The sequence below is a fragment of the uncultured Dechloromonas sp. genome, assembly GCF_945957265.1.
Classification (GTDB): Bacteria; Pseudomonadota; Gammaproteobacteria; order Burkholderiales; family Rhodocyclaceae; genus Azonexus.
Genome location: NZ_CAMFKO010000003.1, coordinates 132935 through 159640 on the forward strand (window position 1 = coordinate 132935; position 26706 = coordinate 159640).

A 26706-nucleotide genomic window follows, 5' to 3' on the forward strand; every position below is an offset into this window, starting at 1 on the left:
GAGCCTATCCCGATGTTGGCCAAAATCATTGAATGGTCGGGACGCAACCGCTTCCTCGTCCTGCTTGCCACCTTGTTTGTCATCGTCGCCGGCGTTGTGGCGGTCATGCGCACGCCCCTGGATGCGCTCCCCGACCTCTCCGACGTCCAGGTTATCGTCTACACCGAGTATCCCGGCCAGGCGCCGCAGGTGGTCGAGGACCAGGTCACCTATCCGCTGACGACATCGATGCTGTCGGTGCCGAAATCCAAAGTGGTTCGTGGCTTCTCGTTCTTCGGCGCTTCGTTTGTCTACATCATCTTCGAGGACGGCACGGACATCTACTGGGCGCGCTCGCGCGTTCTCGAGTATCTCAATTTCGCGGCTGGCCGCATGCCCAAGGGTGTCACGCCGCAAATCGGTCCGGATGCGACCGGCGTTGGCTGGGTCTATCAATACGCTGTCCTGGCCAAGGACAAGACGCTGGCCGAACTGCGCACGCTCCAGGACTGGTATCTGCGCTATCAACTGACCAAGGCGCATGGCGTGGCAGAAGTGGCCTCCATCGGTGGCTTCGTCCAGACCTACCAGGTCACTGTCGACCCGGTGAAACTGCGTGCCTACGGCGTTCCGCTGGCCAAGGTCTCACAGGTTATCCGCGACTCCAACCGCGATGTTGGCGGCCGGGTCGTCGAGATGGCCGAAACCGAATACATGGTGCGCGGCAAAGGCTATCTGCGCGGTGCCGGTGACATCGAAAATCTCGTCGTGAAATCGGACAAGGGCACGCCGGTGCTGGTACGCGATATTGCTCGCGTCGAGCTAGCCCCGGATGAGCGTCGCGGCCTGACCGAACTCAACGGCGAAGGCGAGGTGGTTTCCGGCATCGCCATGGCCCGTTACGGTCAGAACGCTCTGGAAGTTATCCATAACCTGAAGGAGAAGATTGGTGAAATCTCCGCTGGCCTGCCTGAAGGCGTCACCATCGAGACAGTCTACGACCGCTCCGAGCTGATTCACCGTGCCATCGATACGCTGACTCGTACCCTGGCCGAGGAAAGCCTCATCGTCGCCCTGGTCTGCATCGTCTTCCTGCTCCATCTGCGTAGTGCCCTGGTCGCCATCCTGATGCTGCCGGTCGGCGTGCTGATGGCCTTCATCGCCATGCGCCTGTTGGGCATGAATTCCAACCTGATGAGTCTGGGCGGTATTGCCATCGCCATTGGCGCGATGATTGATGCGGCCATCGTGATGATTGAGAACGCTCATAAGCACATCGAACGCTTGCCGGAGAATCACAGCCACAGCGAGCGGGTCGAGGCGATGATTGCCGCATGCAAGGAAGTCGGCCCCGCGCTGTTCTTCTCGCTGCTCATCATCACGGTGTCCTTCTTGCCGGTATTCACGCTGGAGGCGCAGGAAGGTCGCCTGTTCTCGCCGCTGGCTTACACCAAGACCTTCTCGATGGCCGGCGCAGCCTTGCTCTCGGTGACACTGGTGCCAGTGCTGATGATGCTGTTCATTCGCGGCAAAATCATGCCCGAGGCCAAGAACCCGGTGAATCGTTTCCTCATCTTGGGCTACCGACCCATCATTGCCTGGGTCATGCGCTGGAAGAAGACAACCATCGTGGCGGCGCTGGTGGCGCTGGTGGTATCCATCTATCCCGCCAGCAAGCTGGGTTCCGAATTCATGCCGACCTTGAACGAGGGTACCTTGTTCTACATGCCGGCCTCTCTGCCTGGGATGTCAATTACCAAGGCGGCCGAACTCCTGCAAACCCAGAACAAAATCATTAAGAGCTTCCCCGAGGTGTCATCAGTCTACGGCAAGGCGGGGCGCGCCAATACGGCCACCGACCCGGCGCCGACCGAAATGTTCGAGACGGTCATCAACCTCAAGCCGGAATCCGAGTGGCGCTCCGGGATGACCATCGACAAGCTGATTGCCGAGATGGACAAGGCATTGCAGTTCCCTGGTGTGTCAAATGCTTGGACGATGCCCATCAAAGCCCGTATTGACATGCTGTCCACCGGTATCCGGACGCCCATCGGCATCAAGGTATTCGGCAAGGACCTCAACGAAATGGAACGCTTGGCCCGGGAAATCGAAACGGTGGTGAAGGAGGTGCCGGGCACGACATCCGCCTTTGCCGAGCGCATCACCGGCGGTTACTACCTTAATATCGAACCGGACCGTGCTCAGTTGGCCCGCTACGGCCTAGCTGTCGGCGACGTTCAGGAGGTGATTGGACAGGCACTGGGTGGCGAGATGGTGACCACGACCGTCGAAGGCCGTGAGCGATTCGGGGTCACTGTGCGCTATCCGCGCGAACTGCGCTCCGACCCGCAGCAGATTTCCCAGCAGGTGCTGGTGCCGACCATGGATGGGGCAATGATTCCGCTGGGGCAACTGGCCAAGGTTGAGGTCGCCAAGGGGACGCCGGGCATCCGGACCGAGAATGCGCTGCTCTCCGCTTACATTTTCGTCGACATCCGCGACCGCGACATCGGTGGCTACGTGGCTGATGCGAAGAAGGCTGTCGCCGAGAAGGTGAAATTCCCGCCGGGCTATTACGCCACCTGGAGCGGCCAGTTCGAGTCGATGGAGCGAGCTATCGAGAAAATGAAGATTGTCGTGCCTGTCACGCTGCTCATCATTTTCCTGTTGCTCTACCTCAACTTCCGGCGCCTGACCGAAACCTTCATCGTGATGCTGTCGGTGCCCTTCGCGCTGGTCGGCGGTATCTGGCTGATGTGGCTGCTCGGCTACAACCTCTCGGTGGCAGTTGCCGTAGGCTTCATTGCGCTGGCTGGCGTGGCGGCGGAAACCGGCGTCGTGATGCTCATCTATCTTGACCATGCTTGGGAAGCGTTGAAGGCCAAGCGGCGCGCTGAGGGTAAAACACCTAGTGTGGCTGACCTTTACGAAGCCATTATGGAAGGTGCGGTGGAGCGTGTTCGGCCGAAGATGATGACCGTCGTCGCCATCATGGCGGGCTTGCTGCCCATCATGTGGGGAACAGGTACCGGCTCCGAGGTGATGAGCCGGATTGCCGCCCCGATGGTCGGTGGCATGATTTCCTCGACCGTTCTGACGTTGGCCGTCATCCCCGCCATCTACGCACTGGTTAAGCAGTGGCGGCTTTCCAGGAACCTGGAAGCTTGACGAGTACATCATGAGCTCAAGTACAGCCTCTCCGACATGCGCCCACTGCGGTACTAGCGACAAGGAGAGGTTGTACCTTCGAGAGGAGCATTGTCACTGCTGTGAGGGCTGCCTGCTGGACCGGTGCATCGGTCACAAGCCGACTCTCGATTTGGCTGGGCTTTACTCAGGGTTTGTGGAGGCACTTGTCCGAACACTGGACCTGCGAGAACTGGAAACAGGACTGCACTCTCGGCGAAGCGCCTGTCACACCCTGGTACTGGCCCGCCGAATCATTTCCGATGCTGAAGAGCTCCGCCAAATCTACTGGGGGGCCTTGCTTCACGACATCGGAAAAATCGGCATTCCTGAGCACATTCTTCTAAAGACTGACGCCCTGACCGCCGAGGAATGGCTAACCATGCGCAGCCATGTTGAGTTGGGGTACTCCATTGTCAGCCAGTTGCCCGGTCTCGAGGTTGCTGCCGAATTGGTTCGGAGCCATGAAGAACGATTCGATGGTACGGGCTACCCACGAGGTTTGGGGGGAGAGGCAATTCCTATCGGCGCCCGGCTATTTGCGGTGATTGACACCTTAGACGCCATGACGTCCGACCGCTCATATCGACAGGGCCTCTCGTTTGATAGGGCAAAGGAGGAAATTCGGAGGATGGCGGGTAGCCAGTTCGACCCCTTGGCGGTCAATCTATTCCTGGCAGAAGAAAAGGTACTTCGGGACATGGTCGCCATCAAATGTAGTCACCCGGAGGGAATCTAGGCTAGTGCAAAAAATCCTTTCAAAGCGCTTGACCTTCCCATGGTTGGAAGCTTCAGCATGACTCCATGGCAACCCCAAGGAGATTCCAATGTCCGCCTCATCAGATTTCAATTTTCCTGTCGAACTCCGGTTTGGTATTCGTGGGATGAGTTGTGCCTCCTGTGTCGCACGCATCGAAAAGGCACTCCGGCAACTCACCGGCGTGATAGATGTCAGCGTCAATCTGGCGACCGAAGAGGCGTCGTTGACAACGACCCCCGAGGTCCAGGCGAGCACGCTGGCTGCGGCTATTCGCAACGCCGGATACGAGGTGGTAACACAAACCATCGAGCTTCAGATTGACGGAATCAGTTGTGCCTCTTGTGTGGGCCGGGTCGAGAAGGCCTTGCTCAAGCAACCTGGGGTGCTAACCGCTTCGGTCAATCTCGCAACGGAAAAGGCAACCGTAGAAGCGCTATCGAGGATGGCATTTTCCGAGTTACAGGCCGCCATCACCAAAGCCGGATACACCGCGCATCCGGTCGCTACCCAACAGCCGGAAGCCACCCCTGCCCGGCTCCCCGAGTGGTGGCCGATTGCCGCCAGTACGATACTGACTCTGCCTTTGATAGCGCCCATGCTGGCTCAACTTTTCTGGGTCGAATGGATGCTGAATGGCTGGGTGCAGATGGCACTGGCAACACCTGTTCAGTTCTGGCTGGGTTGGCGTTTCTATCGGTCTGGCTGGAAGGCAATCAAGGCCCGCGCAGGCAACATGGACTTGCTGGTCGCCCTCGGCACCAGTGCCGCTTACGGCCTCTCGGCATATCAACTGATTCAGAACGGCGGGGGTCATGGCCACCATCTCTACTTTGAAGCCTCCGCTGCGGTCATTACGCTGGTTCTCTTGGGCAAGTGGCTGGAAGCACGAGCCAAACGGCAGACGGCCGATGCCATTCGGGCGCTGAATGCACTTCGTCCTAGCGTTGCCCGCGTCTTAGTCGACGGCCAGGAGGTTTCGATGCCGGTCGAGCAACTGGCCATTGGCGACCTCGTCGTTATCCGTCCAGGAGAGCGTATTGCCGTGGATGGTGAGGTAGTCAGTGGGGAAAGCCATGCCGATGAGGCGCTCATCACCGGCGAGAGCCTGCCGGTTTCGAAGCGTGTCGGGGATAGGGTGACCGGCGGCTCAGTGAATGGCGAAGGATTGCTGCGCGTCCGAACGGCGGCAATCGGTGCCGAGACAACACTGGCCCGCATCATTCGTATGGTGGAGTCGGCCCAGGCGGCCAAAGCGCCGATACAGCGGATTGTTGACCAGGTCAGTGCTGTCTTTGTGCCGGCCGTCCTGGCGATTGCATTGGTTACCTTTGTTGGCTGGATGCTATATGCCGGGAATTGGGAAGAAGCGCTCATCAATGCTGTCGCCGTTCTCGTCATTGCCTGTCCATGCGCCTTGGGCCTGGCCACCCCGACCGCCATTATGGCTGGGACGGGGGTAGCTGCCGGTCAGGGCATCCTCATCAAAGATGCCGAAGCACTTGAACTGGCACACTCGGTCACGGCGGTGGCCTTTGACAAGACCGGGACACTCACAGAAGGGAAGCCATCTTTGGTGGCATATGAACCAGTCGAGGGCGTCACCAAAGAAGCAATATTGCGGATTGCCGGTGCGCTTCAACAAACTAGCGACCACCCGTTAGCTCATGCTGTCATGGAAAAGGTGCGTGAACTTGGCCTCTCTCTGCCAGTTGTCAGCGAAGCCAAAGCTTTGCCCGGACGTGGCATTCAAGCCCTGCTAGATGGCGAATTGATGCTCCTCGGAAGCTCCCGTCTGATGCAGGAGCTCGGCGTAGCTCTAGGCAAACTAGCGGCCGTTGCCTCGGCACTCGAAAGCGAGGGCAAGACAATTTCGTGGTTGCTGTGCCAAAAGGGCGATTCCGTGAAGTTGCTGGGGCTTCTCGCCTTTGGCGACACCGTCAAACCGGCTTCCTATCGGGCTGTCGCCCGGCTGCGCGAGCTCGGTATCAAGACGGTAATGCTGACCGGAGACAATCAGGGTAGCGCACAGGCCGTGGCCAAGGAACTCGGCATCGATGAAGTGCGTGCCGAATTGCTGCCCGGGGACAAGGCGAACATCGTCCAGGAGCTTCGTGGTCAAGGATATGTTGTTGCCATGGTCGGCGATGGTCTGAATGATGCGCCTAGCTTAGTCGCTGCCGACGTTGGGCTGAGCATGTCGACCGGCACCGATGTGGCCATGGAAGCGGCGGGCATCACCCTGATGCGGGGGGACCCGCGCCTGGTCGCCGATTCCTTCGATGTTTCGCGGCGTACTTATAGCAAAATCAAGCAGGGCTTGTTCTGGGCTTTTGCCTACAACGTGCTGGGCATTCCCCTCGCCGCGCTGGGTATGCTGAATCCGGTGATTGCCGGTGCGGCGATGGCCTTCAGCAGTGTTAGTGTGGTCACCAATGCATTGCTCCTGCGCCGTTGGCGGGGTGCCGCAACCATATGAGCGTGGATGGGAGAGTGGAATGAATATCGGCGCAGCGGCCAAGGCCTCCGGTGTATCGGCCAAGATGATTCGGCACTACGAGAGTGTTGGGCTGTTGCCGCCAGCCAGCCGAACCGACGCTGGCTATCGCTTGTACGGCGAAAAGGACATCCGCACCTTGCAATTCATTCGGCGTTCTCGTGATTTGGGTTTCTCGATAGAGGAAATTAGGGGCCTAGTCAGTCTTTGGCAGGACAAAACTCGCCCTAGCCGCGAAGTTAAGGCTGTCGCTCGGCAACATCTGGATTTCCTGGACAGGAAGCTTGAAGAACTCCAATCGATGAAAAACGCCCTCTCTCACCTCGTGGATTGCTGCCACGGTGACGAGCGACCGGATTGTCCTATTCTGGACAATCTGGCGGGGGCAGGGAACCTGACGCGAATGTAATCTGGGCGTCACCTCCTCGACGGTTTGCAAAGCGCACACTGAAATTGTCAAAACAGGACAACCTTGTTCAACAGTTTGAGGAGAATGACCATGAAACTGCGAAACCTGCTTCCCGCCATGATTCTGGCTGCTATCGCCGCTCTCTCAACGAGCACTTACGCTGAAGAAAAAGCAGCTCCGGCTGCCGAGGTAAAAGCCGAGAAGGCGGCACCATCTCAAGCGTCAAAGCCCCATTCGCATGTTCAGGAGAAAACTGGGGTGCCGCAGAATGCGCAACCTGCTGAACCGACCAAGAAAAATCCAGCCAAGGACACGTCGAAGCATTACCACCCGCGAGACATGAAGTAGCTTCTGCTCCAATCTGGCGGCTCTCAGGAGCCGCCAATCATTTCAAATGCTCGATTTCGACACGACCCGCCACGGTAGCCACTGCGCCTGCAAGTTACTTGCGGAGGCAGTTGGCTGTGACCACAGAGCGATTAGCTTTAGGTTTTGTAGAAACTTCCTAATGCGCCGCTGGGTGGTGGAATGCAATCATGGTTGCCAGGAGGTTCCTCCTGCGGAGAAAAAGAGCGAGCATTGGCACGATGTCGGCCCGATAGATGCGGTCAAGGCCATAATCATTCACAGTGACTGATTTTTGGCTCTTGGTTTTTCGGGCACTCCCAGAGCTAGGCGGTCAACTCAATGAGTGGCCGCAAATCTTTAGAAAGCGGCCATTTTGTTGGTTTAGGCTGAACTTCTGCTCCTGGCCGAATGCCGCCCAAAAGATTACTGGTCAAGCTATCGATATTCGGTGGTCAGGTCCGATGACTTCAGGTGGTCAACTAAGGTGAGATTTCACACCCGCGGACCTCGAGCAGGACGGGCTTGGAGGGAATGGCCACCATGTCCTCGTCGAATGTTTGTTCGATGAGGACGTGGCACTGTATGAATAGCCAGTTTCAACTGACTATCAGGCGGCTAAAGGTAGCTTTGCACAGTCGCTTTGAGGCGGTCCGCGTAGTTGTAGAGCTCATCCAGGTCGGCCAGCGGGACTCGCTCTTCATTCTTCTCGCTGTCCATCAGCCCAATGGCAAGGCGAGCGGTATTATTGAAGCGCAGGCGGCAAATCGGCTTGCGGTTGTTGTCGTCCAGGAGGATGGCGCAATAGCTCTGGGCATCCCGCATCACAATCCGCTTGGTGGCAACCACGTCACGCAGAACCGCGCGAACGATATGGAAGCCTTCGATTTCTTCAAGTGTCGTGGTGATGGCCGTCGTATCGTTCGTCGGCTCGGCCGCTTCTTGAGGGGCGGCAGTGGTAGCCGGTGCTGCTTCAGCGGCTTGTTCTGGCGCCATGGCTACACGCAGGCGGTCATTGATACGGTCGCCGATTAGCTGCTGGAAGGCGCGCTTGGTGATGGACGTAAACTGTTCCTTTACCGCCGGGGTAAAACGCTTGCCGGCGAGGTGGTCGGCGGCGACTAGGCGTACGAACTCTTCCGACGGGTTGGTCATCCATTCGGCCAGCTGGTTTTGGATAATCCGCGTGTATTTCAGGTCGTTCGCTGTCATCAGAATCGTGTCGACATTGAAGCTGGCCTTGGCGAACTTCTTGAGTTCCTCGACCTCCTGGTCCTTGAAGTCGAGGATGTTAAATTCAAGGAACGGCTTCTCATCCATCTTGTTGGGCTGCTCCAGGTCAGTGAAGAACTGGTAGCGGATGCCGTTGGTCAGGACGCCGAAGCGTGCTTCAGTGACGTGGAAGTAGCGGAACAGCTGGGACGCGTGATTGACGTTGAGCTCGGCGCCGGCTTTCTTGCATTCGAACAGGATGATGGGCTTGCCGCTGCTGAGGATTGCGTAATCGACCTTTTCGCCCTTTTTCATGCCGACGTCGGCGACCAGTTCGGGGGTCACCTCGAGTGGGTCGAACACGTTGTATCCAAGGGCCTGGATGAAGGGCATCACCATGGCGTTCTTGGTGGCTTCTTCCGTTTGGATGAGGTCCTTGGTATTGGCAATACGTGTGGCCAGAGCGCGAAGTTGGTCAATGAAATCCATGTCGAATCCTTGCTGGGCATCTACAATGAAAATTGGATATTACCTTCACATATCTAACTTTGACAGAGAAGTACGTGCGGACAGTGAACTTCTGCGTAATTCGCTAGCTCCCCGAAAATTTTCAGAACTCAGAGAGAGCAGCATTGGTCGTATCGGCTCTGTAGGCCGATTTGTGGTGGACGGCTTTCGGAAGACTAATTGGGATGACGACAGCTTTTCGGATTAGCTTTCCTTTTTCGCCAATAGTTCAGCTTCTTGCATCAATACAGACGCGGGAACCCCGAGTGCGTCAGCAATAAGCCAGAGCGTACCAACAGTCACCACGACATTGCATCGTTCAATACGGCCCAATGCGTTTCTGTGAAGCTTGGCAGTTTCTGCCAACTTCTCTTGCGAAATATTAAGACGTAAACGGGTGTCCCGTATTACGGCCCCCAAGGCTTCAATTCGATTCATACCTTTTCCCGGTTTTTCGCCGAGTTTCAGGGGGTTTGCTGTTAGAATCTACACACCATAGTGTTCCACCGTATAGTGTTCTCCCATTAATATTGCATACCACCACCTTGAGGCGAGCTATGGCCTTTTTCTGCAAACAGGCCATGAAAATGACTCTGAGCTAGGAACAATGAAAAATCGTCCGAATCGATTTCGTGGCCTGCTTTACAACGGAGACTGGTACAAAAAATTAGTTACCGCACTAAAGCTAGCCAAAGAAGGCACATGCTCACAAGAACTGTTGGCTACCATCGAGGTTTTGGAACGCCAACTTTCTCAAGCAGATGAGTGCCTCCATACGGTCACTGCAATCCAGGTTGTTCCTTCGAGTATGCGCGCACAGTTTTTACTGAACCATATTAGGCAGTGTGTGGACGTGGAACCAGCTACTCTTCTTCTTGCCCAAAATGGAGACATCGAACTGACCATTACGGCACGTGGCAGCCGGGAACATGTGCACAGTATGGCAGAGGCAATTCTTTCAAGTGGGCTTGCTTTGGCGAAGGCAAAGATTTGGATTGAGACGACAATTTAGCCACGTGAACCATTCACATGGTCGCTCGGACCTAAATTTGGTTTTCGCCTTTATCAATCGCCAAACAAACCGTACAGGGAAGTATCCCCTAGTCTAGGTGTTGTAGCTGGTTACTGCACCTTCCTGACAGTTCGCAGGCATTTTTTGCCCCCTAGATATGCTCATACGTCTCTGGTCTTCTTGGTGAACAAGCGATACGCAATTAGACTTGGAAAATTAGTCTGACTTCCGGCACCTTCCTGACGCGCTTCCCTTGTCTCCCGACGAACCCCGCACCGCTACGCGGCGCCTACTTTAGTCGGGTTGACTTAAACCAAGATGGATTAGACATTTGTGATGGATTGTTTAATAGAAAATCAGAGATTTCGTTCTGAAACACAATGCATTGAACAAATGAATGGTCCATTAACGGGACTCGGCGTGCCGTTCAACATCGCCTCGTACGCCCTGTTCACCATGATGCTGGCGCAAGTCTGCGGCTACCAGCCCGGCGAATTCGTGCACACCTTCGGCGACGCCCACCTCTATTCGAACCATTTCGAACAGGCTCGCCTGCAACTGAGCCGCGAACCGCGCGCCTTGCCGAGCATGTGGATCAATCCTGAGGTGAAGGACATCTTCGCCTTCACCTTCGAGGACTTCCGCCTCGAAGGCTACGACCCGCATCCGCACATCGCCGCACCTGTCGCCGTCTGAAACCATGCAAGTTCCTCTCCGCCCCGCCTGGCTGGCGCTCGCCGAACACGCCCGCAGCATACGACAACGACATCTGCGCGACCTGTTCGCCAACGACCCGGAGCGCTTCGCCCGCTTCTCGCTGAGCCATGGCTCCCTGCTCGTCGACTACGCCAAGCAGCGCATCAACCCCGAAACCATGACCCTGCTCCGCCAGTTGGCCGAACAAGCCGACTGGAGCGGCTGGGTGAAGCGGATGCGCAACGGCGAGCCGATCAACCACACGGAAGGACGTGCCGTCCGCCATGTCGACCTGCGCGCCGGCGACGCCTCGCCGCCCGAGGTCAAGCGGGTCCTGGCGCGCATCGCCGATTTCTGCGAGCGCATCCACAGCGGTTCCTGGCGGGGATACTCGGGCGAACGCATCACCGACGTGGTCAATCTGGGCATCGGCGGCTCGGACCTCGGGCCGCGCATGGTCGTCCACGCCCTGTCGGCCTGCCAGCAACCCGACCTGCGCGTCCATTTCGTCTCCAACCTGGACGGCGCCGACCTGGCCAGCAGGCTCACCGAACTGAACCCGCGCAGCACCCTGTTCATCGTCGCCAGCAAGACCTTCACCACGCTGGAAACGATGGCCAACGCGCGCACCGCCCGCACCTGGCTGCTCGCCACGGCAAGCCGGGCCGACGCCGTCGCCCACCACTTTGTCGCCGCCTCCAGCAACCGGGAAGCCGCGCAGGCCTTCGGCATCACGCCGGAAAACGTGTTCGAATTCCGGGACTGGGTCGGCGGGCGCTTCTCCCTGTGGTCGGCCATCGGCCTGCCCATCGCCCTGGCCGTCGGTTTCCGCAACTTCGAACAATTGCTGGCCGGCGCCCACGACATGGACGAGCACTTCTTCGCCGCGCCGGCCCGCGAAAACCTGCCGCTGACCCTGGCCCTGATCGCCCTGTGGAACACTAACTTCCTCGAGGCCCACAGCCACGGGGTCTTCCCCTACAGCCACTCGCTGGCCTTGCTGCCCAAGCACCTGCAGCAGCTCGAGATGGAAAGCAACGGCAAGCGAGCCAATCGCGACGGCGTGGCGGTCGACTACGCGACCAACCCCATTCTCTGGGGCGAGGCCGGCACCAACGGCCAGCACTCCTTCTTCCAGCTGCTGCACCAGGGCAGCGCGCTGGTCGCCAGCGACTTCATCGCTCTCGGCCGCTCGGACTACCCCTTGCCCGGCCATCACAGCGACCTGCTGGCCAGCTGCCTGGCCCAATCCTCGGCCCTGGCCTTCGGGCAGACCGTGGAAGAGGCCCGCAACGCCGGCATCCCCGAGCATCTGCTGCCTTTCCGCCGCTTCCCGGGCAACCAGCCGTCGACCACCATCGTGCTGTCGGAGCTGACGCCGTTCACCCTCGGCCAGCTGCTGGCCCTCTACGAGCACAAGGTCTTCTGCCTCGGCATCCTGTGGAACCTCAACTCCTTCGACCAGTGGGGCGTCGAACTGGGCAAGCAGCTGACCGGCCGCCTCGCCCCGTGCATTCGCGGCGAAGCCGCAAGCGATGCCCTGGACGCCTCGACACGCGGGCTCATCGAGCATCTGCGCCAATTCAGGAACCCGTCATGAGCGAAGTCGTCGTCATCGCTGCCGTCGCCCGCAACCGGGTGATCGGCAAGGACAACACCCTGATCTGGAACATCCCGGCCGACATGGCGCACTTCAAGGCGCTGACCACCGGGCAGACGGTGATCATGGGCCGCAAGACCTGGGAATCGCTGCCGCCGCGCTTTCGCCCGCTGCCCGGCCGGCGCAACATCGTGATCAGCCGCCAGCCTGATTACGCCGCCCCCGGCGCCGAACTCGCCGACTCCCTGGAAGCCGCGCTGGCCTTGGCTGCGAGCACGGAAACCGCTTTCGTCATCGGTGGCGAACAGATCTACCGGCAGGCAATCGCCGTTGCCGACCGCCTGGAGATCACTGAAGTCGATCTCGAACCGGAAGGCGATGCCTGGTTCCCCAGCATCCCGGCGGATACCTGGCAGGAAAGCAGGCGCACGCCCGGGCAGGGCCACGCCTTCGTCACCTACCGGCGAAGCTGACACGAAACACCGTATGGTGTACTCTGCGCAACCGGCCACGACGTCGTAACGAATCGTTCACGGCAGACGATTTCCTTCCCCACTCTGCCGCAAGCCGCATCGCCCCCACGTCCCGGTGACCTAGTACACGGGTCATAAGGCATCTATCAAGCACGCATCGAGATTGTTCAAATAGCGTCCATCGAAACGAGGGCGCCATGCAGCTTGATACCCAATTCCCGCACAAGGCAACAAGGCAGAACAAAGCGAACGCGCTGGTAGTTGCGCTCGCCTCCCTGCACCTTGCCGGCGCAGCCCTCGCCGATGTGGTTGTACTGAGCATCACGGACGAAACCGCCACGCTCAAATCCTCGATCTCCCTGCCCGATGCGGAGGGCGCCGCCGGTGTGGGAGTCAGCGGGCGGCTATGCGTGGTCAACACCCAGGCCGGGCGCGGCGTCCGTCTCACCTTCACCCCCGCCGGCGGCGGGGCTGGCGACGGAAAATCCTGGTTGGCCAGAAATCTTTCGACAGGCGCGGTCAGCGCCTATCGCCAAAGCGTTTCCTATGCCGATGGCAGCGGGCGTCGCCTGCTGTCGCTTAGCGCCACGGCCGTCGTCGATATCCCTTCCAGCCAGGTCGTCAATAGCACCTCGCTATGCCCGGGAGGGGGCAATCTGATCAAGTGGATCACGGTGTCCACGCTTCCCGCAAACGAGATTTTTAGCGATGCAGTCACCATCACGGCTACATCGCTCTGACGGAGCTGACGCCCCCGTGGCCCCTTCCAGTCATTCATGAGCAATCCCGCTCTGTATTTTTAGGAGAATGAAATGAAATCCAACGCTCTCGCAATGTCGGCCTTCGTGCTGGCACTGGCCGCCTCCACCGGTGCGCTCGCCGCCAGCCAGGGCACCGCCGGCGCCACGTCCACCGGGACTTACACCAACACGCTGGGTACGACCGCCCCGCCGCAGGTCCGTGTTTTTGGTTTGATTGATGCCACGATGACGTCCACCAGCGGCACGGTGAACAGCCCCTGGGGGGCACAGCCCGGAGTCAATGATCAGTTTTGTGTGGCTCACTCGGCCGGTGGCAATGTTCGTCTCACCTTTTCGTCTTACGGCATTAGCAACACGAGCAGCATTAGCCTTCCCGCCAAGAGTGCCACGACGGGCGCAACCAAGTATTACCACCATTTCGCATATATCCCCGGAACCACGCCCAGTGCTCTTGGCTCAGCACTGAAAACGCTGGATGTCGCTAACGCCCAAAACGATCTGGTTAATTGCGTCACCCCGAACGTGACAAAGGGGATCGTTCTGACGGGTGGCGTAACGTGGGCTGCGACCGAAACCGATGTGTTCACCGATGTCGTGACCGTTACGGCATCACCGATCTGATAGTGCGACCCTATCGGCACAACGGAGAATGAGGCGTGATTTTGAAAGCCGCTGTCAGCGATGTCGATAGAGTCACAGGCGTTGGCACCCGGTCATGCGCGATCAATCCCCTGGCGGCCAGAGGGGGCAAGCTCATCGAATTGCCCCCTGGTGCCCAAATGCAGTTCTTGGCGATGCGGCCTTCGGAGGGCTGCGTTGCCATAACAGCGGAGGGAGGCCTAAGGGACTTTCCAGTCACCCACGAGCAATCCTGCTCTGAATTTTAGGAAAATGAAATGAAATCCACAGCTCTCAAAATATCGGCCTTCGTGTTGGCGCTGGCCGCTTCCACCGGTGCGCTCGCCGCCAGTCAGGGCACCGCCGGCGCCACGTCCACCGGCTCTTACACCAACACGCTTGGGACAGTGGCCCCGCCACAGGTCCGCGTTTTTGGCCTTCTGGACGCCAACCTGACAGCCACCAGCGGCAGCGTGACCAGCCCCTGGGGACCGATGCCCGGGGTGAGTGATCAGTTTTGCGTAGCTCACTCGACTGGCGGCAATGTTCGCATCACGTTTTCGTCCCCCGGCATAAGCGCAGGTGGCCTCAACATTCAGGCCAAGAGTGCGACGACGGGTGCGACCAAGATTTACAACCAACTTATTTATCGGACCGGCACCGTGCCAACAGACGCCAGTGCGATTCGCTCGAGCGTTTTAAGCTTCGACATCACAAGCGCCCAATCCGATCTGGTTAATTGCGTTAACCCGAACGTCACGAAGACAATCGTTTTATCTAACGGCGCAACTTGGTCTGCTAGCGAAACCGATGTGTTCACCGACACCGTGACCGTTACGGCATCGCCGATCTGATGGTGGCGACAGGAAGAGCCCCCCCTTCCCTCACCAAAGCCCCATGAAGTTGGGAAATCAAATGAACAAACATTCGCGCTGGTCCTGGCTGGGTGCCGTTTTCCTGGCATTGGCCGCCTCGTCCGCAAGCTCCGCCGAACAGATGGAGCGGCGGGATGTCGTTTCCTGGCCGGAATGGTACCTGGACAAAAACCTGATCGACATGACTCCGGAAAGCCGCTTCGTCAGCCAGATCAATCTGCAGAACCCGGGGAAAACGCCAGTTTACGTCCGCGCCACGGTCAAGCGAATCGCGCTCGGTGACGACGGCCAGCGCCAGATCACGGCGGATGAAACGGGAACCTTGCGCGTTTTCCCCGAGGAAATGGTTTTGCCCCCCGGCGGCGGGTTTTCGGCGCGACTCATTGTCGACACCACGAAGCTGACAGCGGATGCGCAAAGCTACTATGTGCGCTTCGAAGATGTCTCTCAGCTTCATTTGGCCGAGCAATCCAAATCAGGCGCGCTCGCCGCCGGATTCCTGCTCGCTTACGAAGCGATGGTGGCCGTTCATCGCCACCCCAAAAACGAACTGAACGACAAGGACATTGGTTTCAGCAGGAACGCACAAGGCCAATTGGCGCTAGTTAACCAGAGTGGACAGCATATCTATCTCAATAGAGGCTATGCCTGCCCTACCAACACACAGATCCTGGTTGAGTGCAGCGAATGGCCCGCTTTCCCGCGGCAAACGCTGCTGCCCGGCGAGGCGGTGACCCTGGGCGAACCGGGTGCCGCTGCGGCACCCGCTTACCTGGGCCTGCTGGCTTATCCGGTACTGAACTCCCGGCGTCAGCCCAATCGTTTCTATAAGCCCGTACCCGCAGCGAACGCCATCGCGACCAAGACGCACTAACTGACAAGAGAGTATCCATGCCCAGTTGGCGCAATCTCCAAAGAGAGCCGGGGGCTCTCCTCTCTCCTATCGCGCTCGCGGTAACGACCGCGCTTGTCGCCTGGCCTTGCTGGGCGACACCTTCCGCACGATTCGAGCGCAACGCGCCGGCCGGATTCAAAGGCGCCGCTTCGAGCGGCATCGAGCGCCCCCTGCTCTTTCGCGGACGGACAATCAGCGGCATTACCTGGGTGGAGACGGCTCAAGCGGGGCGTTACGTGTTGTCGCAGCAATCGATCGGCAGCTTCCGGCGTTTGCTCATCGAAGCGGGCTTCGACCGGGAGGCATCCGACGCCTTCGCGCTCCAGGCGTATCACGAGGGCGGCGTTGTCAATTGCCTGCCACTGGAGAACGCCAGGGAGTCCTGTATCGAATTCACCCTGGAGGCTCTGGCTCGAAAAGGCTCGGAGGCGGTTGCCGGGGATGCCTCTCAAGATGCGGGAAAGCTAATCGAGCTGCGCTTGTCCGAGCATGCGCAACCCAAGCTGATTCCGGAACAGGTGGTCAGCGAAGCTTCGTCGGTCGGTTTTGCGTCGTTCTACGGAAGTTGGGCCGAGAGCAGCGATAGCAAGCAGACCAACTCCTTCGGCACGGTACAGCGGGGCGTGATGTCGCGGGGCGCTGCACGCTTTGAATACGACCTGTCGGCCGTCTCGATACACAACCGGGATAGCGGCGCATCCACCTCGAATGACACCTCGTCGACACGGCTTCAGTACAACACGCTTGCGGCCGGTTTCCGGCAAGATGCCGGCACGGCCTATGGCGGTCTTTTCCGGGGGGCTGCGGCCGGACAGGGTTTTGGCCTGGCAACCGGCATGTTCTTTAGCAAACCCTTGCAGTTGGGTGTTGCCTGGCAATCCTCCAACAGCAATCTGGCCTCGCTGAACCAGAAACAACGGGTACGCCTGCAATTGCTGTCGCCCAGCTATGTGCGCATTCAGCACAACGGAGTCCAGCTTTATGAAGGACAGTTGGCGGCAGGCGACCAGTGGGTCACGTTCAGCGGCTTTGCCGATGCTTTCGTGGACGTCATCATTCGCGGCATTTCCGGCCAGGAATCGACGATTCGCGCGGCAACGCAATCCGTTAACGAGGTAGCCGCCAGCAACGCCATCGGCATGGATCGGCACATGTGGCATTTCGATGCCGGTCAATTGCTGAAAAGCTCGGGCTTTGACAACCGCAATCTTGAAACACTCGACAAGATCCAGGCATCGGGAAGCTACAGCTACCTATTCGATGCGTTCGCGCTTTCCTTAGGCGGGCAAATTATCGGGGAGCAAAAGCGCATCAGTACGTCGGCCTATGATCGGGGAGGCATTTGGCGCGCAACGGCCATGGCGGGCGGGGGCAACGAAAGCGGAATCAATATCGGACTCACCCCCAGGATGGGCGATCTCATGGTGGGCGGAACATTTACCCGCTATATGCCACCGAAAATCTCGGGAGGGATATCGCCCAACTGCCAGATTGGCGTGATGAATATCTGCCTGTCGAACAGTCCGCACGGATATCGCGCCTGGAATGCCTCCATCGGGCACCGGGGAATACCGCTCACGCTGAGCGCCAACATCTTTGACGACGGGATCAACAAGACGACGCGTTACTTGGCGACATTGGCCGCATCGCCATCGTTTTTCAGAGGTGCGACATTCTTGGCCCTGGGCAGCTACGACCCCGACAAAAAGGACAAGTCCCTGATGTTGAACATTGCCATACCGCTCTCGCTGGACGGTGGCCCTGCCATGATCAATAGTAGTTTCAGCACCGACTTCAATGGGAACAGCAGCTTCAACACGGGCTATTCCCAAGCACTCAATCCGACTCGGGAATACGAGGTTCGATCGGTTTCGGCCAGCGTTTCCGGCGCCCAGCAAAATACCGGCGACCGGACGCACAGCGCCAACGCTTATCTGACCAGCCAGTTGGGCGCCGTTACCAATAGCCTGGCAGCCTCGACGAGCAATGGAAGCGCGAAGGCGGTCAACGCATCGTTCACCACCAATTTTGGGGCATCGACGTCGGGAGTGGCATTCGGTCGGGACAGCCAGCAGATTCCCATTGGCGATCTCTTCTCCGGAAACGACTACGCCGGCATTTCCGTGATCAACCGGTCGCAGGAAACACAGACCGTGCAGCTGGGAGAACGCAAAATCGAAGTGAGCGCCCAAAGCAGCGTCCTGATTCCGGTTTCTCAGGGGGTGGTCAAGAACGTGACGGTAACGCCGGGCCCGGTCTCCAATCCCGACGAAGTCAGCGCCCCCCGTACCTTGTTCAAGGGCAATCTCAAAACCATCACCATTGAGGCCGGGTTCTGGATTATCGCGAAATTCCGTAACGACGCGAACCCTGCCAGACCGCTGATCCCGGTTCGCTACACCTTCAAGCGCCCCAACGAGCAGGTCGAGAAACTCCACCCGGACCGGCACGGCGCGGCCATGCTGTTCGAGTTCAAGGAAAACGGCGATCGGATCGAACGCTTCGTGGTCGGCAACACCCCCGACGATCAGTACAACTGCGCGATGCCGGCTTCCGACATGCCAAGCCAGGAAGATGCGGCGATCTACAAGGAGATCGTTTATTCATGCCAACCTTGGGAAGACCCATACAAGAGCCGCAAGACAACGCCGACGAAGGTCGTCGACGCATCGCCGGAACCCGCTCTGATCAGGGCGGATAGCGTGTTGGCCAGTGCGCCTGCCCCCAGGGCCGTAACGCCGGACCTGGCGAACAGAGAGGTACGTGAGCGCATCGAAGACTGGAAAAATGCCTGGATGTCGCGCGACCTCGGTCGGTATCTGGCGGCTTATGCCGGCGATTTCGAACCTGCGGCCGGGACACGCCAGAACTGGGAGTGCCAACGTCGCACTCGCATTTCATCTCAGGACAATATCCAGATTGAGCTGCAGGACATGGACATTGTTGTGACAAACAATCGACATGCCACGGTTCGTTTCCGTCAGACTTATCGCTCACGTCAATATTCCGATGTAACCCGGAAGACGCTGGAATTGATCCAGACCGACAAGCACTGGCTGATTCTCCGCGAAAAAGCCGTCCCCATACCGATGGCCGGGATGAAAAAAGCGGCGCCATAGCCCTATTCGAGCAAGACACCGCGCGTTTGCAGGCAAATCACCAGCGCAAGCTCAACGCCAGCCTGCAATCGCTTTTCTTGCGAGCGCAGACAAGCGCTTAGTCAGCGTGGGACGTCGAAGAAAGGTCGGGCCGAGGACGCGCACGGGCTTCGGCGATCGTATCGCTCAAGGTATCCAGCAAGCGCTGTCGCGTCACCGGCTTGATCAGTATCGTATCCATTCCGGCGGACAGGGCCGTATCCTTGATGCTGCTTTGAATATCCGCCGTCAGGCCGATAATGGGCGTGGAACTCCAGCCCGGGCTCATCACCCATGAATGTCGCAACTCCCGCATCCGAATCGCTTCGGTGGTGGCAATGCCATCCATGATGGGCATCTGGACGTCCATGACAATCGCATCGAAAGCGCCGCACTCGAAAAAATCCAGCGCTTTCTGGCCGTTGTCCGCCTGCGTGACTTGATAGCCGGCACGCTCAAGGATGGCTGCGGTCACCTCCAGGTTGACCGGGTCGTCATCAATGATGAGCACATGAAATTTGGGCTCGGTGGATAGCGCTTTGTCGACGAACTCATGATCGATCTCCAGGGATGCGAGCATTGAGTCATGCGTGGCTTTCTGGCGGGCCGCCCCCATGCTCCGGATGGTAGCCTGGATGGCGGATTGCAGTTCGCGATCGATGATGGGTTTGCATAGCCGCCCCGGTATGTCGTGGGCTTCACATATGACCGAGTCCGAACTGAAGCGCAATACGTTGCTGATGATGATGCAGTGCGTCAGGGGCCCCAGAACGTCCTTCCATTCCCCCGACAGCAGCGCCAGCCCGCCCGGTTCCGGCATGTCGGTATCCAGAAACAACAGATCGAAGGCTTGCCCCTTGGCGACAGCCGCCTGCAATTCCGCCTCGGTACTGGCATTGTCCTTGGCAAGGGTAATGGCGTACCCCATGGCAGCAAGGTAGTCTTGCAATACGCGAGCCGTGGCGGAATGAGGGGTCGACACCAGGACGCGATAGGGCCGGCTGGACATGGCGACGGGAGGAAAACTGGCCGCGCAGGTTCGGCTTTGCATTTCGAGGCTGAGCGACACGAAAAACTGGCTGCCTTTTCCCGGTTCGCTGAGCACCTTGATGCTTCCGCCCATGGCTTCGATCAGTGTTTTGGTGATCGCGAGCCCGAGCCCCGAGCCGCCATACTTCCGACTCGTCGAACTGTCGCCTTGCTCGAAGGGGTTGAAAATGCGGGAAAGCTGTTCGGATTTGATACCGATGCCGGTATCGCGAACCACGATGCTGATGCCGGCCGATTGGTCGTCAAGCGACTTAAGCATGACGCGCAGCTCAACTTCCCCGCGAGGGGTGAACTTGATGGCATTGCCGATCAGGTTGATCAATATCTGCCGGATTCGTCCCGAATCTCCCAAGAGCCCATCCGGCAGATTCGGGTCGATATATGAGGCGAGGTCGATATTCTTGCGACACGCACCAACCGAGAAAAGACGAAGCACATCACCGACGACCATGCGCAGACTGAAGGGCACTTTCTCGAGCACCTGCTGACCGCCACCGGCCTTGGAGAAATCCAGGATGTCGTTCAGCACACTCAGCAAGGCAATCGACGAAGAGCGGATGGTACGCAGGTATTGCTCCTGCTCCTGGTTGAGCGAGGTATCGAGGGCAAGCTCCACCATGCCCAGAATTCCATTCAACGGCGTTCGGATTTCATGGCTCATATTGGCCAGGAATCGGGTACTGGGATCCTGCGCCGCGAGCGTCAGCGAAGGCCCGTCTGTTTTGAGAGCCGGCGCCATGGTGCCAATGACGACTTGCGGCCTGCCGCTCTCATCGCGTCGGCAGATGCGCACCGTGCAGACGGCATTGATCGCTTGGCCGCTATTGGCGCCGAGCAGACAGTCGAAGGAAAATCGATTGAGGCTGCGCAGTGCCGATTTGCGATAAGCAGTTTGGAAGTGTGCTTCTCCTTCCTTTCCGAACAGGTCGCCCCAGGTTTTGACATTTTCAGGCCGTAAGTTGTCACTCGATGAAACCAGCGACATCTTGTTCGACCGCACATTCCAATGCCATAGAACGAGCGGCATGGTGTCGGCCAATGCGCCAAGGTATTCTTGTGCCTCCGACAGGAAAATGCTGCCTTCAGGAAATGAGATGGGAGACATGCGAGGCGGCGTTGGCGAACAGAGGTGTGATGTAAGGACGAATACGTGCCCACTTGCGCATCGGGGTCATGCCATGCCGCTCCGCTGACGCAAGACACCGGTCATGATGGAGCGCAACCGACTCGGCGTGAGAGGGCTTTGCAAAATATGGCAAGGACGCTGCGGAGCGTTCGGAAGAAGGCTGGGCACCTGGGCATGGCGCTGGTCGGCAATGATGAATATCTCGGGAAACGGAGAAGCCCCTGAACGACAGGCATGATTGATCCTGCTCAGTTCTCTGGACCAGATGTCCTGACGAATCAGCAAGGCATCGTAGTTTCCCTGGCTTACCAGGAGGGCAAACGAGTCGTCCCAATTCGGAATATGTTCGGAACGGCACCCCCAGCTGGCAAACAGGCGCTGCAATGCGCGGCAATGCTGCTCGTCGCCGTCGACAATCAGGATATGAGAGCCGGCGATCGATGCCGCCTCCTCGACCAAGGCCGCGGGCCTGGTGCTGGCGGTCGCCAGCGGGAGGGTAATGGAGAAACGACAGCCCTCGTCCGGCGAACTGCTAACCGCAAGGCCAAGCCCAAGCATTTCGGCGTTTTTGGCCGCGATATAAATACCCAGGCCGAGTCCTTTTCTCTTCGAGGCACGGGCGGAGGCTTGCCGAACGAAAGGCATCCCCAACATATTGATCATGTCGGGCGGCAGACCCTTTCCATCATCGACAACTTCAACCTTCACCCCTTCCGGGCAGGCGCTGGCGATTAGCATCATCGTACTTTTCGCATGGGTTGCAGCGTTCTCGGCGAGACAGGAAAGCAGGTCAAACAAGCGATCCGGCTGCGAATTCACGCAAACACCGTCGAATCCCTGTAGCTGAAAAAACACATGCGGCGCATTTTCGTCATGCTGGCGCCGGAGTTGAGCACCGATTCGCCCCAGGTCAGTCGGCTGAAGTTCGGCGTCAGCATTGGAGGCACGAAGGTTCAAAAATTGACGCAGGGATCGCAACAGGCGTTCTTGAGTCTGGATGGCCTTGGCCATCACTTCCCAATTCAGATTGAGCACGGGGTCGCTGGCAAGAAGCGGCCCGATGGCATCCTTGACCTGCTCACTGGCCAAACCATAGGCATTCAGCTGCTGCATGAGATCATGCGACAGCCACTGCGGCAAGGGCTGATCAAGGCAACCGGGATTGTCCCTTGGCGTGAGAAGATGTGGATCAGGGTGTGTCATACGTTGCAAAATATAAGGCAGCTTGCCCGCGCCGGGAAGGTGCCATAAAGCAGATTCCCACCGAAACGACACGCTGCCTATTGGCAGGAAACAAGCGCAAGGACAGGTGTCAAAATGCACATACTTTGGGTATCGCTTGTGCTATAGACTGAGAAGAAGCGTTGGCGCGCTCGGGAATAACCAAATAGCAGCGGAAGGAGCGCTCATGATTGAGAAACCGATTTCCGAATACGAAGTGACTTACGTGGATGACTACTGGCAGGAAAACCGTCGCGTCGTACTGATTGTCGAAGATCATCAGATCGTTCGGGAGGGCATGCGCAAAATAATCGGCGACGTGCTGACGGGAACCAACATTGAAACGCTTGAGGCCGAAACACTGGCCGAAGCACGTCAGACCATGCGTGCGCGCAAGCATGAGTTGGATCTGGTGCTGCTCGATATTAATTTGCCCGATGCGGATGGCGCCGAAGGAATCGAATACTTCAAGGCGGAATGGGCTGCCTTACCCGTCGTTGTCGTCTCGGCCTGCGAGGACTGGCGGCTGGCGGCGGATTTTCTGAGAGCGGGGGCCTTGGGGTTCATACCCAAAAGCAGCAACGTCAGCGTGATGACCAATGCCTTGCGACTGATATTTGCGGGCGGGCGATATTTCCCCCCCCAGGTTTTCGATCTGCTGACCGACGACAGGGCGGGCAATTCGGCACCTGCCCGGGACAACGAATCGCCGCCCAAGAACCGGGACCCGGTGCATGCGGTCGACATGTCGCCGCGCCAGAAGGAGGTTCTGACCTTGATGCTGCAAGGAAGGTCGAACAAGGAAATCGCCCGCGAATTGGGCGTCTCGGTCGGGACGGCCAAAAACTATGTGGCCGCCATCCTGCGGGCATACAACGCCAGCAGCCGCGCCAAGGCGATGATGGCGGCATTGAGCGGCGGCGCCCTCGAGAGTAGCGCCGAGCAGCCCCAGTCTCGTTGAAGCCTGCGCTGCCGGAAGCGGAGCCACAGGCCCGATCATCCGGCCAAGTCAACGCAGAAAAACCGCCCGGACATCGGGAAACGCCGCTCGGCCCGTTCGCCCCCGCAACTTCGCCTCCACCAAGAAGACAATCCGCGACCTTGTCGACATCATGCGGACAAGCACGCCAGGAAATTTCCTGGCGATTGGCGGGGCACACCGACCAATAATGACAAATGCATTACAAGACGCTTCCCGGGCCTCCCAGCCTGCCTTTCAGGCGGAATTGATCATATGACATTGGTCATCAGGCATATTTTTTACGGCGACGATCATGGGGAAAATACCTCCATGAAGTTGCCGCGAGAAATCAAACGATGCCATGCGATGAAACGCATTCCCCTGCCCCCGCCAGCCATGCCCGCACCTCCTGGGGATGCTGCCTTGCACTGAGTTTCGCATGCATGCTGTTCTGTGCCGACGCCCTGGCGACCACCCAGACCGTGGCTTCGCTTCTTCTGCCGCGAGTGGCCGGCATGTCCCTTGCCGACTTGCAACAGCGCCACGGGGCGATGGAGTGCCAGGCAGAGCCGGCGGAAACAATGGACTGCTTCATGGTCCTGCCCTTCGATGCGGACAGTCGAACCGCGGGCAATAACGAAGCCAAGGTGTTTCTGCGGTCCCGTGCCGGACATGTCGGCCAGATCATCATCAACGGTCCGCTCGAGCAACTGACGCCGGTGCTGTCGATATTGTCGCAACACTATCGGGCATCAAACCCGGGCGTTCTCCGCGCCTCTGCCGCCGCTACGCCCTGCACGCAATCGTCCCAGTGGCAACGCGAGGGGCAAAGCGCCCTGGTAAAAGTGTGCCGCAACCCGCAGGGCAAGGGCGGCGCTGAATTCGTGCTCAACATCCTGGCCGACTGGTACGCGCTCTCCAGATAGCGCTGGCTGAAACCCAAAAACGGGCATCGGCCCAGGCCGCGAGACCCTGGGAACAATCTCGCCTGCCCCGAGGTGCTCATCGCTCGGTTGTACCCATTCCCCTCACTGCCTCACCAAGCATGGACACGACGCCTCCGCGAAAGGGAAAGCCGACGCATACCCCGGAGGATGCCGAAATACCCATGCCTTCCGACGGATTCAAGGGGCCGCACAAATCCACTAGCATCGGAAATCATCAGTAGGCCGGTCTTTCGGGATCAGGAGCGACGCTAGAAAAGGAGTAGCGGGTGTATCTATTCAGGGACGAACCTCGTGAAGCGCTAGGTCCCGGGCTTGCCACGGGCGCTGCGGTCGCGGGATTTTTGCTTGGTTATTGGTCTGCTTTGCAGGCAGGGGCCAATTTTGCGATTGTGGTGGTCAATTTCTTTCTCAGCCTGCCCATTTTGATGGGCGGTATCGGCGCCATTATCTATTACCGCGACTCGGTTCCTCGCTGGGCCGGAACGGCCGTGCTGGCCAACCTGTTGTGGTTCCTGGCCTATCCCGTCCGCCACAGCGTCGCCGAGCGCGCCCGGGAAACCGTCGAGTTCGGCGACCAGGCCTGGCTTGACTACCTGGATGCGCAAATCGTCGAGTGGAGTGTGTTCATTGGGCTGCTGGTGCTGGCGGTCATTTTGTTCCGCCGGCGTTGCTGAGCTCGACGCATCCCGTTCTACCTGCCGAAATGATTCGCTTGCCCTGGCGGCTGGAGCTGTGCAGTCGCATTGCCAGCATTTCGGACGTCAACCATTGCCAAGAAATAAAGGAGTGTCAATGACCGCCACCTTGGTCAAACATGTCGCGCAAGCCGCTGTTGTCGAGCCCATTTTCTCGTTGGGCCAGCAGATGCGGCCAGTTCCCGTGCCGGTCAGACAGAAGTTCCAGCTATTGCGGGGCACCGGCACGAGAGCGGTTCCGCAATCCCTGCCGCTGGCGACCCAGGAATTGGAGCGCCTGCGAAGCATGCGCCGTCCTGGCCTTACGGCCGACGATTTGCAGTACGTCATGACGATACATGGTGCACTGGAAGCCCACCTGGTCGATGAACTGCATGGCTGCTGCAGCATGATTACCACGGCCGGTTATCAGGATATCCGCTCATTGCAAACGGTGGCCTTCCTTAAAACCCTGCTGGATATCTATTGCGAGGCGCTGGCTCACCCGCCGCCTGAATGGCAAGCGGGGAGCGAGGATGGTGCCGCAAGTTTCATGGCGGTGCGTACAGCCAAAGCTGCCGGGATGCTGGCGATGTTTTGCTGGGTACGCTCCGAAGCGGCGTTCCCGATCGTCTGGCAGGCACTCGCCGCCGCCCATGAACTCTCCTCCGGATCAGCGGATGGGGCTGAACACGCAAGATCCGAGGAGGCACTCTCGGCCCAGCTATTCCGCACGCTCCTGCTCCTGCTGGCCGACCCCTATTCCATGAAACCCATGGAGCTCGTTGCAGCCGACTACTTGATTGCCGACTCCCTTCATGACATGGCCCTCGGCAGTTCCTGGGCGAATGGCTCGGTCGCCTTCGACCTGGCGCTTGGCCTTCCTCTGGCCAATTGGAAAGCCGAGATCAATCCGAGAAACCGGGTCGTATGGCTTCCTGTCAGCCAAGCCGCGACCAATATGCTGGCCAATGAGGGGGCGAGCATGCGCTTTGCGTGCCCGGACCTTCCCCGCGTCCTGGCGCAACGCTGGGGAAGCTTCCCGGCACACCGGCACAGCCCGAGAATGGACGCCTTCATTGGCAGCCCGTTTATTTGCGGTGCCTTGTCACTGGTTCAGGCAGCGAAGGCCAGCACGCAACCGGGATACGACAGGCCGATCAAACAGGGCGTCCGCGCCGGCATTCTGCTCGACTATTCGGATACCGGCTGCCGTATCCGGCTGCACCGGACGAGCTATCTGAATCTTTCCCCCGGCGTGCTGGTCGGGTTTGAGTTGCCGTCCATGCGCGGTCTCTCGGCCGGGGTGGTCCGCTGGGTGAAACATTCATCCGAACACCATACCGAGGCCGGTATCCGCTTCGTTGCGCGAGAGTTCGAGCCTGTGCCGCTTCGCCTGGCCGACGGACGATGGGAGGGCGGCAACCTGGTCGAGTTCGGCTTGTTGGCGGTAGGCGCATTTGGGAGCCTGGACAAGACCTCGGTAGAGATCATCTTGCCGCGCAACAAGGTTCCCGCCAAAGGAGTCAAGGCACTGAAAGCCGTCAATACGGGCGGCGACTTCCATGTCCAGGAGGTGCTGGAAGTTGGCCATGACTTTCTGCGCATCGCGGCCCGCACGCAGGCAAGCCAGTCATGGAGCACCATGGAACTTGCGCCTTTCTCGATTTGAGCTGGGCGCGCCCCGAATGTCAGCTTCTCGCCGCAGCTGGGCGTGACGCTGCATGTCCTGCTCCGACTGCCGTTGTGCACTGCGTTTCTGTGCTTT

Annotated in this window: 21 protein-coding genes and 1 pseudogene; 18 read left to right on the forward strand and 4 right to left on the reverse strand. The window is 58.8% G+C overall.

Going from position 1 to position 26706, the window contains the following annotated elements; all coding sequences use genetic code 11:
* Positions 1–12 precede the first annotated feature (12 nt).
* The 5 genes from Q0P59_RS03225 (at position 13) to Q0P59_RS03245 (ending at position 7176) form a co-directional block, all read left to right on the forward strand.
* Positions 13–3147, forward strand: a complete 3135-nt coding sequence (locus tag Q0P59_RS03225) for an efflux RND transporter permease subunit (protein WP_295003497.1) — start codon at positions 13–15, stop codon at positions 3145–3147.
* A 10-nt stretch (positions 3148–3157) separates the two neighbouring features.
* Positions 3158–3904: an HD domain-containing phosphohydrolase gene (locus Q0P59_RS03230; RefSeq protein WP_295003499.1), complete on the forward strand. Its 747-nt coding sequence runs from the start codon at positions 3158–3160 to the stop codon at positions 3902–3904.
* Positions 3905–3992: 88 nt separating this feature from the next.
* Positions 3993–6401 (forward strand): heavy metal translocating P-type ATPase, encoded by a 2409-nt coding sequence (locus Q0P59_RS03235; protein ID WP_295003502.1) that lies wholly within the window; start codon positions 3993–3995, stop codon positions 6399–6401.
* Positions 6402–6420: 19 nt separating this feature from the next.
* A complete protein-coding gene (gene cueR, locus Q0P59_RS03240; RefSeq protein ID WP_027458361.1) occupies positions 6421–6828 on the forward strand; it encodes a Cu(I)-responsive transcriptional regulator in 408 nt (135 codons plus the stop codon).
* Between the two features lie 90 nt (positions 6829–6918).
* The gene (locus Q0P59_RS03245; RefSeq protein WP_274740268.1) at positions 6919–7176 is read left to right on the forward strand and encodes a hypothetical protein; all 258 of its coding nucleotides are present in this window, start codon (positions 6919–6921) and stop codon (positions 7174–7176) included.
* 615 nt (positions 7177–7791) lie between these two features.
* Here the strand turns inward: Q0P59_RS03245 and Q0P59_RS03250 are convergent.
* Positions 7792–8874 (reverse strand): type I restriction endonuclease, encoded by a 1083-nt coding sequence (locus Q0P59_RS03250; RefSeq protein ID WP_295003506.1) that lies wholly within the window; start codon positions 8872–8874, stop codon positions 7792–7794.
* A gap of 222 nt (positions 8875–9096) precedes the next feature.
* Positions 9097–9330, reverse strand: a complete 234-nt coding sequence (locus Q0P59_RS03255; protein WP_295003509.1) for a helix-turn-helix transcriptional regulator — start codon at positions 9328–9330, stop codon at positions 9097–9099.
* Between the two features lie 169 nt (positions 9331–9499).
* On the opposite strand from Q0P59_RS03255, the gene Q0P59_RS03260 reads away from it, so the two are divergent.
* From Q0P59_RS03260 to Q0P59_RS03300, 9 genes and pseudogenes are all read left to right on the forward strand, one after another.
* The gene (locus tag Q0P59_RS03260; protein WP_295003511.1) at positions 9500–9904 is read left to right on the forward strand and encodes a hypothetical protein; all 405 of its coding nucleotides are present in this window, start codon (positions 9500–9502) and stop codon (positions 9902–9904) included.
* 414 nt (positions 9905–10318) lie between these two features.
* Positions 10319–10600, forward strand: a pseudogene (gene thyA / locus Q0P59_RS03265) (thymidylate synthase); the annotation flags it as partial.
* Positions 10601–10604: 4 nt separating this feature from the next.
* A complete protein-coding gene (gene pgi, locus Q0P59_RS03270; protein WP_295003513.1) occupies positions 10605–12200 on the forward strand; it encodes a glucose-6-phosphate isomerase in 1596 nt (531 codons plus the stop codon).
* Positions 12197–12673, forward strand: a complete 477-nt coding sequence (locus tag Q0P59_RS03275) for a dihydrofolate reductase (RefSeq protein ID WP_295003516.1) — start codon at positions 12197–12199, stop codon at positions 12671–12673. The genes pgi and Q0P59_RS03275 overlap by 4 nt, the downstream gene beginning before the upstream one ends.
* A 197-nt stretch (positions 12674–12870) precedes the next feature.
* Positions 12871–13413: a hypothetical protein gene (locus Q0P59_RS03280; protein ID WP_295003518.1), complete on the forward strand. Its 543-nt coding sequence runs from the start codon at positions 12871–12873 to the stop codon at positions 13411–13413.
* A 72-nt stretch (positions 13414–13485) separates the two neighbouring features.
* Entirely contained in the window at positions 13486–14055 is a 570-nt protein-coding gene (locus Q0P59_RS03285; protein ID WP_295003520.1) for a hypothetical protein, read from the forward strand.
* A gap of 275 nt (positions 14056–14330) precedes the next feature.
* Entirely contained in the window at positions 14331–14906 is a 576-nt protein-coding gene (locus Q0P59_RS03290) for a hypothetical protein (RefSeq protein ID WP_295003522.1), read from the forward strand.
* A gap of 61 nt (positions 14907–14967) precedes the next feature.
* The gene (locus Q0P59_RS03295; protein ID WP_295003524.1) at positions 14968–15801 is read left to right on the forward strand and encodes a hypothetical protein; all 834 of its coding nucleotides are present in this window, start codon (positions 14968–14970) and stop codon (positions 15799–15801) included.
* Between the two features lie 17 nt (positions 15802–15818).
* Positions 15819–18941: a hypothetical protein gene (locus tag Q0P59_RS03300; protein ID WP_295003526.1), complete on the forward strand. Its 3123-nt coding sequence runs from the start codon at positions 15819–15821 to the stop codon at positions 18939–18941.
* Between the two features lie 97 nt (positions 18942–19038).
* Here the strand turns inward: Q0P59_RS03300 and Q0P59_RS03305 are convergent, their stop codons facing one another.
* On the reverse strand, positions 19039–21114 hold the full coding sequence (locus Q0P59_RS03305) for a response regulator (RefSeq protein WP_295003528.1): 2076 nt from the start codon (positions 21112–21114) through the stop codon (positions 19039–19041).
* A gap of 66 nt (positions 21115–21180) precedes the next feature.
* A complete protein-coding gene (locus Q0P59_RS03310) occupies positions 21181–22248 on the reverse strand; it encodes an ATP-binding protein (RefSeq protein ID WP_295003531.1) in 1068 nt (355 codons plus the stop codon).
* Between the two features lie 295 nt (positions 22249–22543).
* On the opposite strand from Q0P59_RS03310, the gene Q0P59_RS03315 reads away from it, so the two are divergent.
* From Q0P59_RS03315 to Q0P59_RS03330, 4 genes are all read left to right on the forward strand, one after another.
* Complete coding sequence (locus Q0P59_RS03315) at positions 22544–23317, forward strand: response regulator transcription factor (RefSeq protein ID WP_295003533.1); 774 nt, start codon at positions 22544–22546, stop codon at positions 23315–23317.
* Between the two features lie 443 nt (positions 23318–23760).
* Positions 23761–24243 (forward strand): hypothetical protein, encoded by a 483-nt coding sequence (locus tag Q0P59_RS03320; protein ID WP_295003536.1) that lies wholly within the window; start codon positions 23761–23763, stop codon positions 24241–24243.
* A gap of 287 nt (positions 24244–24530) precedes the next feature.
* A complete protein-coding gene (locus Q0P59_RS03325) occupies positions 24531–24938 on the forward strand; it encodes a hypothetical protein (RefSeq protein WP_295003538.1) in 408 nt (135 codons plus the stop codon).
* 118 nt (positions 24939–25056) lie between these two features.
* A complete protein-coding gene (locus Q0P59_RS03330) occupies positions 25057–26610 on the forward strand; it encodes a hypothetical protein (RefSeq protein ID WP_295003540.1) in 1554 nt (517 codons plus the stop codon).
* Positions 26611–26706 lie beyond the last annotated feature (96 nt).